The organism is Micromonospora sp. WMMD708 (assembly GCF_049315245.1).
GTDB classification, from domain to species: domain Bacteria; phylum Actinomycetota; class Actinomycetes; order Mycobacteriales; family Micromonosporaceae; genus Micromonospora; species Micromonospora wenchangensis.
Genome location: NZ_CP186060.1, coordinates 2,973,713 through 2,991,088, shown reverse-complemented (window position 1 = coordinate 2,991,088; position 17,376 = coordinate 2,973,713). Strand labels below are relative to the sequence as shown.

At 73.5% G+C, this 17,376-nt stretch carries 16 protein-coding genes; 9 read left to right on the top strand and 7 right to left on the bottom strand.

The annotated features are described in order from the left end of the window. The first annotated feature begins 115 nt into the window (after positions 1-115). Positions 116-688, top strand: a complete 573-nt coding sequence (locus tag ACN260_RS13170; RefSeq protein ID WP_422756232.1) for a helix-turn-helix domain-containing protein — start codon at positions 116-118, stop codon at positions 686-688. Further along, the gene (locus ACN260_RS13165; protein ID WP_422756231.1) at positions 685-1,950 is read left to right on the top strand and encodes an MFS transporter; all 1,266 of its coding nucleotides are present in this window, start codon (positions 685-687) and stop codon (positions 1,948-1,950) included. The genes ACN260_RS13170 and ACN260_RS13165 overlap by 4 nt, the downstream gene beginning before the upstream one ends. Before the next feature lie 233 nt (positions 1,951-2,183). Here ACN260_RS13165 and ACN260_RS13160 read toward each other — a convergent pair whose 3' ends face one another. Then, positions 2,184-2,597 carry a type II toxin-antitoxin system Phd/YefM family antitoxin gene (locus ACN260_RS13160; protein WP_422756230.1) on the bottom strand — a complete coding sequence of 138 codons (414 nt, stop codon included), beginning with the start codon at positions 2,595-2,597 and terminating at the stop codon, positions 2,184-2,186. 85 nt (positions 2,598-2,682) lie between these two features. Further along, positions 2,683-4,422, bottom strand: coding sequence for a M28 family peptidase (locus ACN260_RS13155; protein ID WP_422756229.1), 1,740 nt, complete (start codon positions 4,420-4,422; stop codon positions 2,683-2,685). 278 nt (positions 4,423-4,700) lie between these two features. Here ACN260_RS13155 and ACN260_RS13150 point away from each other — a divergent pair, with 278 nt between their 5' ends. From ACN260_RS13150 to ACN260_RS13140, 3 genes are read left to right on the top strand one after another with little or no spacing between them, the layout of a single operon-like run. Beyond that, complete coding sequence (locus ACN260_RS13150) at positions 4,701-5,225, top strand: PadR family transcriptional regulator (protein WP_422756228.1); 525 nt, start codon at positions 4,701-4,703, stop codon at positions 5,223-5,225. Next, complete coding sequence (locus ACN260_RS13145; RefSeq protein ID WP_422756227.1) at positions 5,222-5,902, top strand: ABC transporter ATP-binding protein; 681 nt, start codon at positions 5,222-5,224, stop codon at positions 5,900-5,902. The genes ACN260_RS13150 and ACN260_RS13145 overlap by 4 nt, the downstream gene beginning before the upstream one ends. Then, entirely contained in the window at positions 5,899-8,178 is a 2,280-nt protein-coding gene (locus tag ACN260_RS13140) for an FtsX-like permease family protein (RefSeq protein WP_422756226.1), read from the top strand. The genes ACN260_RS13145 and ACN260_RS13140 overlap by 4 nt, the downstream gene beginning before the upstream one ends. 45 nt (positions 8,179-8,223) lie before the next feature. On the opposite strand, the gene ACN260_RS13135 is transcribed toward ACN260_RS13140, so the two are convergent. After that, positions 8,224-8,685 carry a VOC family protein gene (locus tag ACN260_RS13135; RefSeq protein WP_422756225.1) on the bottom strand — a complete coding sequence of 154 codons (462 nt, stop codon included), beginning with the start codon at positions 8,683-8,685 and terminating at the stop codon, positions 8,224-8,226. 111 nt (positions 8,686-8,796) lie between these two features. On the opposite strand from ACN260_RS13135, the gene ACN260_RS13130 reads away from it, so the two are divergent. Then, entirely contained in the window at positions 8,797-9,783 is a 987-nt protein-coding gene (locus ACN260_RS13130; protein ID WP_422756224.1) for a helix-turn-helix transcriptional regulator, read from the top strand. A gap of 30 nt (positions 9,784-9,813) precedes the next feature. On the opposite strand, the gene ACN260_RS13125 is transcribed toward ACN260_RS13130, so the two are convergent. The 3 genes from ACN260_RS13125 to ACN260_RS13115 all read right to left on the bottom strand — a co-directional run bounded on the left by ACN260_RS13125 (position 9,814) and on the right by ACN260_RS13115 (position 12,260). Further along, on the bottom strand, positions 9,814-11,316 hold the full coding sequence (locus ACN260_RS13125; protein WP_422756223.1) for a carboxylesterase/lipase family protein: 1,503 nt from the start codon (positions 11,314-11,316) through the stop codon (positions 9,814-9,816). Between the two features lie 102 nt (positions 11,317-11,418). Then, positions 11,419-11,661 carry a hypothetical protein gene (locus tag ACN260_RS13120; RefSeq protein ID WP_422756222.1) on the bottom strand — a complete coding sequence of 81 codons (243 nt, stop codon included), beginning with the start codon at positions 11,659-11,661 and terminating at the stop codon, positions 11,419-11,421. Between the two features lie 23 nt (positions 11,662-11,684). Continuing rightward, entirely contained in the window at positions 11,685-12,260 is a 576-nt protein-coding gene (locus ACN260_RS13115) for an HD domain-containing protein (protein WP_422756221.1), read from the bottom strand. A 506-nt stretch (positions 12,261-12,766) separates the two neighbouring features. Here ACN260_RS13115 and ACN260_RS13110 point away from each other — a divergent pair. Continuing rightward, complete coding sequence (locus tag ACN260_RS13110; protein ID WP_422756220.1) at positions 12,767-13,936, top strand: helix-turn-helix domain-containing protein; 1,170 nt, start codon at positions 12,767-12,769, stop codon at positions 13,934-13,936. Positions 13,937-14,378: 442 nt separating this feature from the next. Here the strand turns inward: ACN260_RS13110 and ACN260_RS13105 are convergent, their stop codons facing one another. Beyond that, a complete protein-coding gene (locus tag ACN260_RS13105) occupies positions 14,379-15,761 on the bottom strand; it encodes a Tat pathway signal protein (protein ID WP_422756892.1) in 1,383 nt (460 codons plus the stop codon). A 174-nt stretch (positions 15,762-15,935) separates the two neighbouring features. Between ACN260_RS13105 and ACN260_RS13100 the strand changes: the two genes are divergently transcribed. Beyond that, complete coding sequence (locus tag ACN260_RS13100) at positions 15,936-16,082, top strand: hypothetical protein (RefSeq protein ID WP_169733102.1); 147 nt, start codon at positions 15,936-15,938, stop codon at positions 16,080-16,082. Further along, positions 16,079-17,293 (top strand): helix-turn-helix domain-containing protein, encoded by a 1,215-nt coding sequence (locus ACN260_RS13095; RefSeq protein WP_422756219.1) that lies wholly within the window; start codon positions 16,079-16,081, stop codon positions 17,291-17,293. The genes ACN260_RS13100 and ACN260_RS13095 overlap by 4 nt, the downstream gene beginning before the upstream one ends. Positions 17,294-17,376 lie beyond the last annotated feature (83 nt).

The following is a 17,376-nucleotide window of genomic DNA, read 5'->3' as shown; positions in this document are numbered from 1 at the left end:
CTCCGTCGCATTCTCCCCGCCGCGTCCGCGCGCCGCAGCGCGTCACCATCGTGGCGGCCACCCCGATTCAACAAGACTTCTTGTACTTCATGTCTTGTGCTTCTAGGGTGGTCACATGACGGAGGAACCCACCCGCCACCTGACCGACCCCCGGGCGATGCGCGCGCTGGCCCACCCGACCCGGTTGCGACTGCTCGGCGAGCTGCGCGTCCGGGGACCGCAGAGTGTCGGCATGCTCAGCGACGCCGTCGACGAGGCGGTCGGCTCGGTCAGCTACCACCTGGGCAAGCTGGCCGAGCACGGCTTCGTCGAGGAGGCCCCCGAGCACGCCAGGGACCGCCGGGAACGCTGGTGGCGGGCGACCCACGCCCGGACGTCCTGGGAGCCGGTCGAGATGCTTGCCGACCCGGAGCGCCGGGCGGCCTCCGACCTGCTGCGCCGGGCCGTGCTCGACCGGTACGCGGAACGTCTCGGCCACTACCTCGAGGTCGAGGCGACCCTCGACCCGCAGTGGGTGCGCGGCACCGCCAGCGCCGACTCGTGGCTGCATTTGACCAGCGACGAGCTGATCGAACTGCGGGCCGACCTGGAGGCGCTGGCCGCCCGCTGGCAGGCCCGCAGCGACCCGGGCCGACCGGGGGCCGCCTCCGTGTCGTTGATCTACCACGCCTTCCGGGACCTGCGGTGACGTCGCCGCGCCGCCGCGCTCCGCTGGTCGGCCTGCTGGTCGGTCACACGGTTTCGCTCACCGGCAACATGCTCACCCTGATCGCGCTGCCGCTCTACGTGCTCGCCGAAACCGGTTCGCCCGCCGCCACCGGCCTGACCGGCGCGGTAGCCACCGTGCCGGTGGTGCTCGGCGGCGCGCTCGGCGGGGTGCTGGTGGACCGGATCGGCTACCGGCGGGCCAGCATCCTGGCCGACGTGGTCTCCGGGCTGACGGTGGCGGCCGTGCCGCTGCTCGACGCCACCGTCGGCCTGCCGTTCTGGGCGCTGCTCGGGCTGGTCTTCGCCAGCGGACTGCTCGACACCCCCGGGCAGACCGCCCGCAACGCCCTGTTGCCGGAGGCGGCCGTGGCCGCCGGGGTGCCACTGGAACGGGCCGTCGGCTGGTACGAGGCCAGCGAGCGGGGCGCCCGGCTGATCGGCGCCCCGGTGGCCGGCCTGCTCGTCGCCACCCTGGGCGCGCTCTCGGTGCTGGCCCTGGATGCCGCCACCTTCGCGGTCTCGGCGCTGGTCGTGGCGCTGCTGGTGCCCCGGTCGCTGCGCCCGGACGCGCAGCCCGAGCAGGCCGGCGGTGGCTACTGGCGGGAATTCGCCGCCGGCGTGCGCTTCCTGACCCGGGAGCCGCTGCTGCGGGCGGTGGTGCTGCTGGTGCTGGTGACCAACTTCTTCGACGCGACCAAGAGCAACGTGCTGCTGCCGGTGGTGGCCGACCGGCAACTCGGCGGGGCCACCGCGTTCGGTCTGCTGGTCGGCGCGATGGGCGGTGGTGCGCTGGTCGGGTCGCTGCTGTTCAGCGCGGTCGGCCACCGGCTGCCCCGCCGGGCCACCTTCGTCACCGCCTTCGCGGTCGCCGGTGGGCCACCCTTCTGGGCGCTGGCCGCCGCGCCACCGCTGTTGTGGATCGTCGTGGTCTTCGCCCTGTCCGGCTTCGCCGCCGGGGCGATCAACCCGCTGCTCGGCGCGGTGGAGCTGGAGCGGGTGCCGGCCCACCTGCGGGCCCGGGTGTTCGGGGTGATCGGGGCGGGTTGCTGGGCCGGCATCCCGCTGGGCGCGCTCGCCGCCGGGGTGGCCGTCGACGGCTTCGGCACCACGCCCGTCCTGCTCACCGTGGGTGGCTGCTACCTGCTGGTGGTACTGACCCCGCTGCTGGGCGGCCCCTGGCGCACGATGTCCCGCCCGACCGCCCCCGCCCACCCGGCACAGACCCCCACCCCGGTCGCCTGACCGACCCACCCCCTCCTGGCCCCCTCCCCCGGCCCGGACTCCCTCCCCCGCTCCGGCCTCTGTTCCCAGTGATCAAGAGGTGGACCGGGGCGGAGCCAGGGCGGACGGGGCCAGGGCGCGGTGAGGTGGGCCGGCGCGTCTGGCAGCGGGCGTGCCGGCGCGGTGCGGGTGGGGACCGACCCGGGCATCGGGCCGGAGGAAGGCCAGGGCGGAAGGCGGGTCGGCCCCGTAGGTCAGTCGCGGCGCAGGTCGGCGTGGGCGGCGCGGAGCCGGTCTACGGTCGCGTCGGTGCCGGGCGGGACGTGCCGGTCCAGCTCGGCCCAGACCTCGGCGAGGGCGTCGGTCACGGCCCGCAGCTCGGCGGCGTGCCGCAGGGCGCCCTGCCGGTGCGACTCCTCCAGCCGGCGGGCCCACCCGGCGGTCACGGTGGTGAGGCGTTCCCCGTCGGCGCGGGCCTGGGCGGCGCTGCGGGCGGCGGGGGCGGGCACGATCGCGGCGACCGGCCGGGGGTCGCCGTCGCGGGTGACCAGGGTGACCGTGTCGGTCAGCTCGGCCATCGCGATCAGCTGGGTCAGCCGGGTACGCAGCTCGCGCAGCGGCACGGATCGGGGTTGACCACTGTGGTGGGACAGCGCGGGGGCAGCCATGTCCCCATGGTCCGACCCGGGTATGACATTTACCGTCATGACGGTCCGGGTGGAGTGGACCAGGCGTCCACCCCACCCGGGTCGGTCAGCTCGCCTGCAACGTCACGTCGTCGATGACGAAGCTGGTCTGCAACGAGGAGTCCTCGGTGCCGGTGAACTTCAGGGTCACCGTCTGCCCGGCGTACGCGCCCACGTCGAACGAGCGCAGCGTGTAGCCGGTCGCCTTGTTGAGGTTCGAGTACGTCGCCAGGGTGGTGCTGCCGACCTGGACCACCAGCTTGTCGTAGGCGACGGTGGTGGTCCGCTCGGCGGTGTCGATGTGCAGGTAGAAGGCGAGCGTGTAGGAGGAGCACCCGGCCGGCACGGTCACCGACTGGGACAGCGTGTCGGTGCTGGTGCTGCCGTTGCCGTTGAGCCACGCCTTGTAGGAGCCGGTGCGGGCCGGCTGGCTGGACGAGTTGGTGATGACGCCGGTGGTGGCCGTCCACGGGCTGGTGCCGGACTCGAAGCCGCCGTTGCCGACGACCTGCCCGCCGGTGCAGCTCCCGGTGCCGCCGGTGACGGTCAGGGTGTAGCTGGCCGTCCGGGTGGCCGAGCCGGTTCCGGTCACGGTGAGGGTGAAGGTGCCGAGGGCGGCGCTCGACGACGCGCTGACCGTCATGGTGGCCGAGCCGCCGGAGGTGACCGACGACGGGCTGAACGAGACGCTCACGCCGCTGGGCGCGCCGGAGGCCGACAGCGCGACGGTCTGGGCGCTGCCGCTGGTGGTGGCGGTGCTGACTGTGGCGGTGGCGGAGCCACCCCGGGCGACGCCGCCGGCGGTCGGGCTGACCGCGACGGAGAAGTCGTTGGTCGGGGTGCCGCCGCCGACCGCGAGGTCCCAGATGGCGTACGCGACGCCGTCGGCGCTGCGGTTGAGCCCGGTGGCGTTGATGTTGCTGGTGGTGTCGCAGGACGCGTGGTAGCACGGGTCGTACGCGGCGTTGGCGGTGCCGCCCCACTTGCTGGCCTGGGCGCTGGTCTTGCGGGCGCTGGCCCCCATCGCGTAGCCCGAGGTGGGGATGCCGGCCTGCTGGAACGAGTAGTCGTCGGAGCGGCCCTGGCCCTCGGTGTTCTCCTCCGGCGACAGCCCGAGGGAGTCCCAGTACGCCTTGAGCGGCGCGGCGGTGGTGGAGGTGACCCGGTTGATGAAGTAGCCGCCGTTGGTCGAGGCGACCATGTCGAAGTTGTAGTACCCCTTGATGTAGCCCTTCTGGGCGGTGGTCAGCGAGTTGACGTAGAACTTGGAGCCCTGCAGGCCCTGCTCCTCGCCGTTCCACCAGGCGAACCGGACCCGCTTGGTCATGCCCGGGTTCTGCTGGGCCAGCACCAGGGCGTTCTCCAGCAGCACCGACGAGCCGGAGCCGTTGTCGTTGATGCCCGGTCCGGCGGCGACGCCGTCGAGGTGCGCGCCGAACATGATGACGTCGTCGGCGGGGCCCTGCGGCCACTCGGCGATCACGTTGTTGCCCCGGTAGGTGCAGGTGGTGCAGGTCTGCTCGGTGACCGTGTAGCCGGCGGCCTGGAGCTTGGACTTCACGTAGGCGACCGAGGCGGTGTAGCCGGCCGAGCCGGCCCGCCGGTTGCCGCCGTTGCTGGTGGCGATGCTCTGGAACTGGGCCAGGTGCGCCTGGACGTTGCTGACCGAGACGTCCGGGGCGGCGAGCGCGGCGACGGCCGGCGCGGCGGTGGCCGGCCGGGCGGTCGGGGTGGCCGAGGCCGGTGGCGCGGCCAGGGCGAGCGTCACCGCGGTGACGGCGGCGATCGCCAGGGTTCTGCGCTTCATGCGAGCTCCTCATGGGGGGTCGGCGGGGCGTCCGCCCGGGCGTCGCCGTTCCGTGTGCCGGGGTCGGCATGGGGGTGCACGGGGGTCCGCGACCCGGGGGTGGGGTCGCGGCGGAGACGCCGGGGAAGCAAACACTTACATGTATCAATCTGCGGGTCAATCCGTCGGACGGTGTCACATTCCCGGGTGACGCCGGGAGGGGGACCGGGGCGCGGCCGCGAGGCCGTCGGCGCGGGGTGTAGACAACGCGCGTATACGCAGTGTGTATAGTCCCCCGCATGTCCATCGGCCAGACCTTCCTCGGCCTGCTGGAGGCGACCCCCCGGCACGGCTACGACATCAAACGGCGCTACGACGAACACTTCGGCCACTCCCGCCCGGTCGCCTACGGCCAGGTCTACGCGACCCTGTCCCGGCTGCTGCGCGGCGGCCTGGTCGAGGTGGAGGCGGTCGAGCCCGGCGAGGGCCCCGACCGCAAGCGGTACGCCATCACCGAGGCCGGCGTCGCCGACGTGGCCCAGTGGCTGGCCCGCCCCGAGCAGCCCGAGCCCTACCTGCAGAGCGTCCTCTACACCAAGGTGGTGCTCGCCCTGCTCACCGGCCGGGCGGCGGCCGAACTGCTCGACGTGCAGCGCGCCGAGCACCTGCGCCTGATGCGGGAGCTGACCCGCCGCAAGCGCGACGGCGACCTGGCCGAACAGTTGATCTGCGACCACGCGCTGTTCCACCTGGAGGCCGATTTGCGCTGGCTCGAACTCACCACCGCCCGCCTCGACGAGCTGGCCGCGCGGGTGCGTCGATGAGCGCCCCGCTGCTGGTCGCCGAGGGCCTGCACCGCAGCTTCGGCGAGACGGTCGCGCTGGTCGACGCCGGGCTGCGCATCGACGAGGGCGAGGTGGTCGCGGTGCTCGGGTCGTCCGGCTCCGGCAAGTCCACCCTGCTGCACTGCCTGGCCGGGATCGTCCGCCCCGACCGGGGGCGGGTCGTCTTCGACGGCCGGGACCTGGTGCAGATGAACGACGCCCAGCGCAGCGCCCTGCGCCGGGAGTCCTTCGGGTTCGTCTTCCAGTTCGGCCAGCTGGTGCCCGAGCTGACCTGCCTGGAGAACGTCGCCCTGCCGCTGCGGCTGGCCCGCGTGCCCCGCCGCGAGGCCGAACAGCGGGCCGGGCAGTGGCTGGAACGGCTGGAGGTCACCGAGGTGGCCGGCAAGCGCCCCGGCGAGGTCTCCGGCGGCCAGGGTCAGCGCGTCGCGGTGGCCCGTGCACTGGTCACCCGCCCCCGGGTGATCTTCGCCGACGAACCGACCGGCGCGCTGGACTCGCTCAACGGCGAACGGGTCATGCGGCTGCTGACCGAGGCCGCCCGGGACACCGGGGCGGCGGTGGTCCTGGTCACCCACGAGGCACGCGTGGCCGCGTACTCCGACCGGGAGGTCGTGGTGCGTGACGGGCGTACCCGGAACCTGGAGGTCGCGGCGTGACCGGTCGGGGCGCGCTCGCGGACCTGGCGATGGGCGCCCGGATGGCCGTCACCGGCGGCCGGGAGGGTTGGACCCGGGCGCTGCTCACCGCCGTCGGCGTCGGGATCGGGGTGGCCATGCTGCTGCTGGCCACCGCCGTGCCGGGGGCGCTCGACGCCCGGCAGGCGCGCGGCGACGCCCGCGACGACCTGCGGCTGGGCGAACAGGTCGCGGCCGGGCCCGGCACCCTGCTGGTCCACGGCGTGGACACCGAGTTCCGGGGCCGGCCGGTCCGGGGCCGGCTGCTGCGGCCGGAGGGACCGGCCGCGCCCGTCCCGCCGGGGCTGACCGCCCTGCCGGCCCCCGGCGAGGTGGTCGTCTCCCCCGCCCTGCGCAAGCTGCTCGACTCCCCCGACGGCCCGCTGTTCGCCCCCCGGCTCGGCGGCGCGCGGGTCACCGGGACCATCGCCGACGAGGGCCTCGCCGGCCCCAACGAACTGGCCTACTACCAGGGCGACGACCGGCTGACCGACACGTCCGGGGCGACCCGGCTGGACAGGTTCGGCGGCGGGCTGCCCGGCGAGGGCCTGGGCCCGGTGCTGATGCTGCTGGTGGCGGTCATCTTCGTGGTGCTGCTGCTGCCCATCGCGGTGTTCCTCGGTTCCGCCGTGCGCTACGGCGGGGAACGACGCGACCGGCGGCTCGCCGCGCTGCGGCTGGTCGGCGCGGACACCACCATGGTCCGGCGGATCGCCGCCGGGGAGGCAGCCGCCGGCGCCCTGCTCGGGGTCGCCGTCGGCATCGGATTCCTGCTCGCCGGCCGCCAACTGGTTCCGCTGGTCACCCTCTACAACATCAGCGTGTACGCCGCCGACATCCGGCCGCCCACCGCGCTGCTACTGGCCGTCGTGCTGGCCGTGCCGGCGCTGGCCGTGCTGGTGGCGATGCTGGCGCTGCGCGCGGTCGTGGTGGAGCCGCTCGGGATCACCCGGCGCGGCACCCCGGTCCGCCGCCGGCTCTGGTGGCGGCTGCTGCTGCCCGCCGCCGGCCTGGCCCTGCTCCTGCCCGTGGCCGGTCTGCGCGAGGGCGACGGCGGGGTCACCCGCTGGCTGGTGCCGGCCGGGGCGGTGCTGCTGCTGATCGGCACGGTCACCCTGCTGCCGTGGCTGACCGACCTGCTGGTACGACGGCTGCACGGCGGCCCGGTGTCCTGGCAGTTGGCGGTCCGCCGGGTGCAGCTGGACAGCGCCACCTCCGCCCGGCTGGTCAACGGCATCGCGGTCGCCGTCGCCGGCACGATCGGCCTGCAGATGCTCTTCGCCGGGATCGCCGGGGACTTCACCACCGCCAGCGGGCAGGACACCTCCCGGGCTCAGGTGCAGGTGCAGTTCCGCGACCAGCCGGACCTGGCCCGGGTGCTGCGGCAGCTCGGCGGGGCCGAGGGGGTGACCGCCGCGACCGGCACCCTCAGCGTCGGGGCCAACGCCGGCTCGCCGGACGGCCTGCCGGTGGATGTCCGGATCGGCGACTGCGCCGCGCTGGCCGAGTTCGCCCGCCTCGACAGGTGCGTGGACGGGGACACGTTCCTGGTGTCCGATCCGCGCGACCCGGCGGTCGTCCCCGCCGGCACGACGCTGACCGTCGAGGACGGGTCACGGTGGCGGGTGCCGACGACGGCGCGACCCGCGCAGGCCCGGCCCGACCCGGCCGGCTGGATGCAGAACGCGGTGCTGGTCACCCCCGGCGCGGTCGGCACACGGGCCCTCGGTCCGCTGCGCACGACCGTCTACCTCCAGCTCGACCCGGCCGCCCCCGACGCGGTCGAACACGTCCGCAACGCCGCCGCCGCGATCGACCTGACCACGCCGGTGTCCGTGCTCTCCTCGACCATCGAGTCGCCCCGGTTCGCCGACATCCGGCGCGGCCTGGCCATCGGCACGGTCGTCACGCTGCTGCTGATCGCCACCAGCATGCTGGTCGGCACGCTGGAGCAGTTGCGGGAACGCCGCCGGCTGCTGGCCATGCTGGTGGCGGTGGGCACCCGACGCAGCACCCTCGGCTGGTCGGTGCTGTGGCAGACCGCCCTGCCGGTCGGGGTCGGGCTGGTGCTGGCCGCCGGCTTCGGGCTCGGCCTCGGCGCTGCCCTGCTGCGCATGGTGCAGGCCCCGGTCACGGTCGCCTGGCCGGTGGTCGGCTTCTCGGTCGGACTCGGCGCGTCGACCGTCCTGGCGATCACCGGGCTGAGCCTGCCCCTGCTGTGGCGGCTCACCCGCGCCGACGGGCTGCGTACCGAATGACCCGCCGGTCCGGGTCGGCGGCGGGTGCCGACCCGGACCGGGCGGTCAGCCGGCGTGCGGGGTGGCGACGTCGAGGACCCAGGTGACGCCGAACCGGTCGGTGAGCATCCCGAACCCGGGGGCCCACGGCGACGGGCCGTACTCCTCGATCAGGTCCGCGCCCTCGGCGAGCCGGTGCCACAGCGCGCCGACCTCCTCCGCGCTGTCACCCCGGACGGAGACGAAGAACCGTTCGCCGGTCAGCGTCATCCCGTTCTCGCGGGTGGTGGCGGTCGGCGCGGCTGCGGCGGGGGCCCCGCCGGGCACGTCGTAGGCCATGATGGCGAAGCCGTTGTCGGCGGTGACCTGGCCGAAGACGACCCGGTCGGCGTCCGGCAGGTCCTTCGGCATGCCCAGGTCGCCGTAGCTGACGACGGTGCTGCGGCCACCGAACACGGACCGGTAGAACTCCAACGCCGCGCGGGCGTCACCCCGGAAGTTGAGGTGCGTGGTGGCGGAGATGGCCATGATCGACTCCTTGCTGATGGTGCTCGACGCCCGGAAGTGGGCTGGTCAGGAGGAAGATTCGCAGCAGTAGGTGACAGGTTGTGGCACCTACTGCTGGCAGAATCTCCCCTCATGCCGACCACGTCCGCCCGCCTGCTCGCCCTGCTGTCGCTGTTGCAGAGCCGGCGGGACTGGCCCGGCGGGGTGCTGGCCGAACGGCTGGGCATCAGCCTGCGTACGGTGCGCCGCGACGTCGACCGGCTGCGGGAACTCGGCTACCCCGTCGCCGCCGTCAAGGGCCCCGACGGTGGTTACCGGCTCGACGCCGGCACCGAGCTGCCCCCGCTGCTGTTCGACGACGAACAGGCCGTCGCCCTGACCGTCGCGCTCCAGGTCGCGGCGACCGGTGCCGACGGGGCACTCGCGGACGCCGCCGCGCGGGCGCTGCACACCGTACGACAGGTGCTGCCTGCCCGGCTGCGGCAGCGGGTTGGGACGCTCAGCGTGACCGCCGTCGCGCGACCCGCCACCACGGCGGCCGAACCGGTCGACGGCGAGGTGCTGCTGGCGCTCGGCAGCGCCGTGCACGCCCGCGAGATCCTGCGCTTCGACTACGGCACCGACCGGACCGCCGGGCCGGCCCGGCACGCCGAGCCGCACCACGTCGTCACCTGGGACGGCCGGTGGTACCTCCTCGCCTGGGACCTCGAGCGGGCCGACTGGCGGACCTTCCGCGTCGACCGGATCACCCTGCGCCCGCCGCACGGGCCACGCTTCACCCCGAGGCCGCTGCCCGGCGGGGACGTCGCGACGTACCTCACCGGGGTCTTCCGGGGCTCGGGCGGCGGGTCGGCGGACTGGCCCTGCCGGGGCACGGTGCTCCTCGACCTGCCTGCGGCGGCCGTGGCCCGGCACACCCGCGACGGCCTCGTCGAGGAGATCGCCCCCGGCCGGTGCCGGCTCACCCTCGGGTCGTGGTCCTGGGTGAGCCTGGCCGCCGCCGTCGCCCGGTACGACACCGGCATCACCGTCGTCGGTCCGCCGGCCCTCACCGAGGCGTTCGCGCTGCTCGCCGACCGGTTCACCCATACCGCCACCGGTGGTGGTGCCGCGCGGTGACGGCCGGGTTCCGTCGCCGCCCCGGTGCGGTCAGGCGAGCAGCGGGAGCGCGCCGAAGGTGTGGTCCCGCCACAGCAGCCGGGAGGCGTCCTCCGGATACGCGGCCACCGTCGACCGCCCGTCGAAGATCCGGGTACGGCGACCGGCGTCGTACGACGGCCAGCCGGGGTCGCCGGTCGCGGCGAACGCCGTCCACGCTTCGCGGAGCTGCCCGGACAGCTCGTGCGCCGCCGGCGGAGGCGGATCACCGATCAGCATGGCGGGCTGCCCGCTGGTCAGGTTGCCGAAGACCAGCGGCACGTCGAGACCGTGACAGGCACCGAGGTCACCGCCCAGGCCCGGGGCCGGCCAGGTCAGCTCGTAGAGGTGCGCCCGGCCGCCCCCGGCGAGTTGCGCCCCGGCCAGGTGCAGGCTCGGCATCCGGAACAGCCAGTCGGCGTTGACCAGCTCGTAGAGCTGCTCGTCGGTGGCGGCCGGGAACGCCTCCCGGTAGCGGCGGGCACCGTCCGGGCCGGGGGCCAGCATCCGCAGCGCCGTCCCGGTCTGCTCCGGCGTGACCTGGCCGAGCACGCCGTCGAGCAGGCTGAACAGCCGGTGCTCGTCGCGGGTGTGCCCGACGAGCAGGTCGACGTCGCGGGCGGCACCGTCGGCCAGCGCCCGCCACGGGGTCGTCGGCAGCACGTCGCCGTCGACGACCGGCGCGAACGGGATCGGCCGGTGGGTGATCTGACCCCACCGCTCCCGCCACTGGAGAATCTTGGCCGAGATCGCCTGGCCCACGGCCGGCAGCCGGTCCGGCGGCACCGTCGACAGGTCGGCCAGGGTCGGTCGTACCCCCAGCTCGGCGGCGCAGGCGGCGGTGACGTCGGCGGCCAGGTCGGGTGAGAAGAACGTCCCCGGGACGCTCTGCGCGACCGCCCGCCGGAACAGCCCGGCGGCGCGCGGCATCGCCAGCAGCGCGGCGACCGAACCGCCGCCGGCCGACTGCCCGACGACCGTCACCCGACCCGGGTCGCCGCCGAAGGCGCGGATGTTGTCCCGCACCCACTCCAGGGCCGCCACCTGGTCGAGCAGCCCCCGGTTGGCCGGGGCCCCGTCGAGCTGCCCGAAACCCTCGAAGCCGAGGCGGTAGTTGAGCGTCACCACGACGGTGCCGCCGCCGGCGAGGTGCCCGCCGTCGTACTCCGGCAGGCCGGAACAGCCGACGAGGTAGCCGCCGCCGGGAATCCACACCAGCACCGGCAACCCGGCCGCCGGGTCCGGGTCCGGCGTCCACACGTTGAGCGTCAGCCAGTCGTCGCCGGTCCCCTGCGGGGCGGTCCCGAACGCGCCGGGCTGCGGGGGCGGCGGACCGAAGGCGAGCGCCTGACGTACGCCGTCCCAGCCGCGTACCGGCTGCGGCGCGGCGAACCGGAGGGCACCGACGGGCGGCTCGGCGTACCGGATGCCCCGGAACACCGCCCGGCCCGCCTCCCGGCAGCCGCGCAGGACACCTGACACGGTACGGACTTCCGGCTCGGACTCCGACGGCATGCTGGCCCCTCCCCCGCTCCCGGTCGGCCGCAGCATCCCAACGCCGGCCGACCACCGGCAAACCATTTAGGGCCGGTGAACGAGATCGATCAGGTTGAACACTCAGGTCAGGTCGTCGAGGAGCCGGGCGACGTGCTGGCGGATCTCGTCGCGGACCTCGCGGACGACGGACAGCGGCTGGCCGGCGGGGTCGGTGAGTTTCCAGTCCTCAGACAAGGTCTGGGTCCGTGGACCCGGCGACGAGCGCTGGGAGGTGTACGTGGTCAAGGGCGACTCCGACCAGTACGGCACCTCCGCGCCGACCCCGCCCGCAGCCGACGACGACAGCACGTGCTGCGCGACCACGTCCCGCAGCTGATGCCTGGGGGCTACACCGGGGGCGGGGTGAGCCAGCCGAGGGGTTCTCCGCTGAGGGCGGCGTCGGCCAGGCGGTGCGCGCCGGCGGTCTTCAGTGCCGCGCGTGAGCTGTCGATCCAGCGTTGGACGTCGCCGATGCCCTGGTGGCGGTATTCGACCGCCTGGACGAGGCATTCCAGCTTGTCGGCGTCGCGGGCGACGATGGCCTCAGGTGTCTCGCCCGCTTCGTACTCGGCGACGGCGGCGTTGATCAGGTCGGCGACGGCCGGCGGGCAGGCTGCGACCTGATCGGCGGTGACCGTGGCGTTGGGTGCGGCGGTGAGATAGCGCCTGGCGATGTGCGGGATATCGGTGATCCGGGTTTCCTGGGTGTCGTGCAGGACGCACAGCATCGACACCCGGGCCGGGTCGGCACCCTCCATGGCGGCGAGCACCATCCCGATCAGCGCGGTCCGGAACGAGTGGTCCGCGATGGACTCGGGGTCCTTGACGCCGACGAACCACCAACCGGTGCGGGCGGCGCGCTTGAGAACGCCGGCCTCGAAGATGAAGCGCATGGCTCCGGCGGCGTCGTGGTCGTCGTTCATCTGCCCGTCCCTGTGCCGGTGACTCCGTCTGCCCGCAGGCTGTAGACGATAGAGGTTGGTTCTTCGGCTGCTTGCACAGTTCCTCTTGATCGATCCGGATCATTCGTTCGGGATGCGAAGGTCGATCCGTGGGGTCAGCGCCCACGTTCGGGCCGAGTAGCCCAAGCCGCAGCGGCGGCGCAAAGCATGAGGCAGACGAACAGGCAACTCACCGCGCCACACAGCAACATGGCCACAGCCCCGATGCCCTCCATGGGCATCAGCGTAAGCACTCAGCCAGCCGTGCTCGCAGCGTGCCCCATGCAGCGGTCAACGCCGATCGGGTGCGGCGCACTCGACGGGCCGAGTAGATCATCTCGACTTCAAGTGATGTCCGTGGACGGACCGCAACGGAACATCCGGAAGTTGCAGGCGAGGGGGGACACGGCGCGCGGCATGTCGGGGTACCGTCCGACGAGGTGGCGGCCGGTTCGGTTGCCTGGATCTCGTGATCTTGGAGTGGCGCTATGGCCTCGTCCGTCGATCCGCGTTTCGGCGCAGCTCTCCGTGAGTTTCGGCAGCGGCGAGGGTTGTCACTTCGCCTCCTGGGACAGCTTGCTCATCGGAGCAAGAGCCATCTGCACGAGTTGGAGGCGGCGCTCAAGGCTCCGACGGTCGACACTGCGCGTCACCTCGACCGGGTTCTCGAAGCGGGAGGTGTGCTTGCTCGGTTGGCGGATGCGCCAGTCGACCACGCGGCCGAGGCCGGTGAGCTTCGAGCGAGAGTTGCCGCCAGCGATGTCAGCGGGGACGTGCTCGATCGGATAGAGCAGGGCGTCGACGATCTGGCCAGTTCCTATCCGACGATGGCCCCGGCGGATCTCCTGCCGTTGGTGCGGCGGCATCTTTCGTACGTGGGGCGGCTGCTGGACGGACGGGTGACGCTCGCGCAGCAGCGACGGTTGTTGGTGGCCGGTGGCTGGCTGGCGGTGCTGCGGGCGACGGTTCACATCGACCTGCGGCAGCGGACCGCTGCGGTCGCTCACCTGCGAGCTGCTCGTGATCTTGCCGATCATGCTGAGCATGGCGAGATCCAGGCGTGGTGTCTCGAAACCCGGGCCTGGGACTTGTTGACCCAAGGTGACTACCGGGCAGCACTCGATCTCTCCCGACAAGCGCAGCGGGTCGCTCCGAGGGGGAGTTCCGCCCGCATTCAGGCGACTGCTCAGGAGGCCCGCGCGTGGGCGCGGATCGGGGACGTCGGTGCGACCCGGCGGGCGTTGGACCGGGTGGAGCGGCTGACGGCGAATCTGCCCGTTCCGGAGCGGGCCGAGCACCACTATCGCTACGACCCCACCAAGGCCGTTGCCTATGCAGCCACGACTCTGGCATGGGCGGGTGACCCCGGCGCCGAGCAGGTGGCGCGGGCGGTGCTGACCGAACTGGACCCGCACGGCGACGGTGGAGCACGGCCCCGCCGGTCCGCGTCGGCCCGCCTCGACCTCGGTCTCGCCCTGGTCGCCGCCGGCCAGTCGGACGAGGCGGCTGCGCTGGGGACGCAGGCGGTGACGTCCGGCCGGGTGGTGCCGTCGAACTGGTGGCGGGCTGCGGAGTTGCTGGCCAAGGTGGAGCAGTCGGGAGCACCAGAGGCGGCAACATTGCGTGACGCGTGCCTGGAATACGCACCCAGGCGGTAGCCGCCAGCGGACAGAACACCCGGTTAGCGGACGCTCACCCTCTGGATCGGCGGCGAGCCGGGCGTAACGCTGAACCTCACTGGAGCCGGACGCGGGACGAGGCACATCAACAGATGTCCTCCGCGTCCTGACGACGGAGGGTCGGCCACATGACGATGAGTATCGAACTTCGGCGATGGCGGCGCATCTGCCGGTGTGGAGCCGACCTGCCCTGCCATGCCCGGCACCGGCTTCCGATCGAGCACGGCCACCGACCCGGGGACGGTGAGCGGTGACCAGGAGTGCGGTGCAGATGGTCCTCCCGGTTCACCCTCACGGGCTCGACGGCTCGTGCGTCGGGTATCGGGTGCGCTGGGCGCGGTTGTCCCCGCACCCGTGCTGGCAGGTGGATTGGGCGACCACCCGGCAGGCCCGCGCGAGCGGATGGCCGAGCGGGGCGGTATCAAGGGGCGACGAGGAGGGCTGCGGCCCGCTGGTCGAGTTGCTTCGCGAATGCAGGCAGGCGTGGGCCGAAGCTGCTGAGCCGGGTACGGATGTTCTTCACGGCCACGGTGGCCCGGCCGGACCGGACGCCGACCATCGAGTCCAGGGCGTCGTTCCAACTCTCGGTCGCCTCACGGAGCCGTCCACGGACACACTGGACGTCGGCGAGGTTGGCCAGCGTCAGGGTGTGGATCCGCCGGTACGCCTCGGTGTCGCGGGTGGCGACCGAGCGGCGCAGCTCGGCTTCCGCAGCGGGATGATCGCCCAGGTCGCGAAGCGCTTGACCCGCCTGACTCGCCAGCGAGGTGGCGGTGAAACCGCTGGTCTGGATCCAGGTCGGCTCGTCGCCCGGGGACGCCTTCTCGAGGTGGGCTTCGGCGGCCCTGAGCGCCGCCGACGTCTTGGCCCGGTCGCCCGTCGCGGCATGCCCCCGGGCGGTGAGAACGGTGAACAGCGCGGTCGCCGCCGGGGTCGCCCTTCCCCTCGACCAGGCGAGGGCCGAGGTGGCGAGTCGCAACGCCTCCGCACCGTGTCCCAGGTCGACAGCCTGATGCGCCATCGCCCGCAGCGTGAAACCGGCCAACGCCCGATCGTCCGCCTCGTTGGCCAGCCGCAGCGACTGGAGGTAGTACCGCTGGGCCACCCCGTGCAGAGACGAGTCAAACGCCTTCCATCCCGCGAGATAGGTCAACTCGGCGGCGGCACTGAACATGGCCCGACGATCCTGGTCGGACGCGAAGGTGCCCTGGAGGTAGCCGGCCACGTCGGAGGTGAGGTACTGGACCACGGCGAGCCGCGCATGCCCGCCACCGAACCGCTCGTCGGCCCTGCTGAACACCGCGAGCATGTCGCGCACGGCATCGATCTCGCGGCGGCCCACCGCCGCGCCCCCGCCCCGTGCCCGTCGACCCCGCTCCGCAATGTCCTCCCAGGAGTCCAGCGGAACGGCAAGCGCAGCCAGTGAGTACAGGGCGGTGAATCCGAACGCCCGTCGTTCCACGTCGGCTCTCCCGAGCGTCAGGAGATCAGTGGCCGGGTCATGCTTCCACCAATCCAGGCCGGTCAGATCAGGGTCCAGGCTATCGCCGACGACAAGCCCGAGATCGGCCGGACCGACAATCCGGCCCAACCGACGGGAGAGGGCTTCGGCCAGATAGCGGGAGGTCGTCTCGGTGGGCTTCACTCCGGCGATCCAGTGCCCCACATGGGAACGGTCACAGGACGGGAGCGCGCCCCCGTTCTCCAGTGCGACGGCACGTACCGCTGCGGCACAGGCGTCATACGACCACCGGCACTCGCGAACGAGGGCCAGCAGTTTTTCGTTGCGTCGCCGTACTGCCATCGGTGGCCTTCCCCGTTGCGGCTGCGTTCCACGCGTTCAACACCAACGATGCCCGGTACGACTTCCGAGCACCTCAGCATGTCCGTTTACTGCGAGTAGACCCTATGGAACAGCGAGTGACCGACGCAATGGTCACCCTGCCTCCCGAAGGCGCGTCAGAAGGCGAGAGTGCAGATGATTTCCCAGGTCCTGTCGGTCCTGTTCGGGGGGTTGGTGCCGGGCTTCCTGCTCGGGTTGCTCGCGTTCCGGGTCAAGTCCCGGTGGTGTCCCCGCTGCGGCGGGTCCACCCACACCATGCCCGTGCCGGGGCACGACCGGTGACCGGCCCCGGGCGGCAGCGCACCGGCACCGAGCCGGCGATCGGACGGCGGATGGCCGAGCTACGGGCCCGCCGGGGCATGAGCCAGCAGGTCTTCGCCGACCGGATCGGCAAGTCGAAGAGCTGGGTCGACAAGGTCGAACGGGGGGTGCGTACCCTCGATCGGCTCTCCGTCATCGACACCGTGGCCGGCGCGCTCGGCGTCGCGCCGCAACTCCTGCTCGCCGGCCGCACGCCGGCACCGGTCACCGACGTCGGAGCCGGCCTGGAACGGGTCCGGGCCGCGCTGGCCCGGCACGACCCCCCGGCGTCCGTCCCGGCCGGCCCCCTGCTGCGGCGGCTCGACGACCAGGCCGGATATGCCTGGGCGGCGTACCGCAACGGGCAGCACCCCCAGGTGCTGCGGATGCTGCCCGACCTGCTCGCCGACAGCCGCCACGCCGGCCACAGCGGTCCGGTGGACCCGCCCGTCCTCGATCTGCTGGTGCGGGTCCACCGGCTCACCGCCCAGACGCTGGTCAAGCTCGGGGACGCCCACCTGGCCTGGCTGGCCGCCGACCGGGCCATGATGACCGCCACCCGTGGTGACCCGGTGCGGATCGGCCGGGCGGCGGTGACCCTGGCACAGGTACTCCGGACGCTGCGGCGGGGCCGGCTGGCCGTGACCGCCGCGCTCACCGCCGTACGCCAGCTGGACCCGGCGGCGGCGCAGGGCGACCCGCCGGCGCTGGCCCTGACCGGGGCGCTGCTGATCGAGGCCGCCCTCGCCGCCGCCAGCTACGGCGACGCCGCCACCGCCCACGACCTGACCGAGCGTGCCGCCCCACTCGCCACCGCCGACGAGCCACCCGGCCCGGACGGCATCACGTTCGGCCCGACCAGCGTCGAGCTTGCCCGCGCCCTGGCCGCCACCCACCTCGGCGACCACCATCGGGCCGTCGCCCTGCACCGCCGGGCCACCGGGCATGACGGCTGGCGAGGACTCCCCGCCGAGCACCGCGCCGCCCACCTCATCGACATCACCCGCAGCCACCTCGACCTCGGCGACCCCGACGCCGCCGGGCGGGCCCTGCTCACCGCCGACCGCACCGCCCCCGGCGAGACCCGCACCCGCCCGGCCGCCCGCGTCGCCCTGACCGCCGTGCTCCGCGCGGGCCCCACCCCGGCCGACGTCGCCCGCCTCGCCGCCACCATCGGGCTGACCCGCCCCTGACCGGACGGGTCAGGGGAGCCGGGTCCGCCCCGGGCGTGCCGGGCCGGGGAGCGTCCGGGGTCGGAACCCCGGGTGGCCGGGTG

Bases quoted from the DNA above. Each gene is read 5' to 3' on its own strand.
- ACN260_RS13170 (WP_422756232.1), top strand. From the start codon at position 116: ATGACGGAGGAACCCACCCGCCACCTGACCGACCCCCGGGCGATGCGC.
- ACN260_RS13160 (WP_422756230.1), bottom strand. From the start codon at position 2,597: ATGGCTGCCCCCGCGCTGTCCCACCACAGTGGTCAACCCCGATCCGTG.
- ACN260_RS13155 (WP_422756229.1), bottom strand. From the start codon at position 4,422: ATGAAGCGCAGAACCCTGGCGATCGCCGCCGTCACCGCGGTGACGCTC.
- ACN260_RS13150 (WP_422756228.1), top strand. From the start codon at position 4,701: ATGTCCATCGGCCAGACCTTCCTCGGCCTGCTGGAGGCGACCCCCCGG.
- ACN260_RS13145 (WP_422756227.1), top strand. From the start codon at position 5,222: ATGAGCGCCCCGCTGCTGGTCGCCGAGGGCCTGCACCGCAGCTTCGGC.
- ACN260_RS13135 (WP_422756225.1), bottom strand. From the start codon at position 8,685: ATGGCCATCTCCGCCACCACGCACCTCAACTTCCGGGGTGACGCCCGC.
- ACN260_RS13130 (WP_422756224.1), top strand. From the start codon at position 8,797: ATGCCGACCACGTCCGCCCGCCTGCTCGCCCTGCTGTCGCTGTTGCAG.
- ACN260_RS13125 (WP_422756223.1), bottom strand. From the start codon at position 11,316: ATGCCGTCGGAGTCCGAGCCGGAAGTCCGTACCGTGTCAGGTGTCCTG.
- ACN260_RS13115 (WP_422756221.1), bottom strand. From the start codon at position 12,260: ATGAACGACGACCACGACGCCGCCGGAGCCATGCGCTTCATCTTCGAG.
- ACN260_RS13110 (WP_422756220.1), top strand. From the start codon at position 12,767: ATGGCCTCGTCCGTCGATCCGCGTTTCGGCGCAGCTCTCCGTGAGTTT.
- ACN260_RS13105 (WP_422756892.1), bottom strand. From the start codon at position 15,761: ATGGCAGTACGGCGACGCAACGAAAAACTGCTGGCCCTCGTTCGCGAG.
- ACN260_RS13100 (WP_169733102.1), top strand. From the start codon at position 15,936: ATGATTTCCCAGGTCCTGTCGGTCCTGTTCGGGGGGTTGGTGCCGGGC.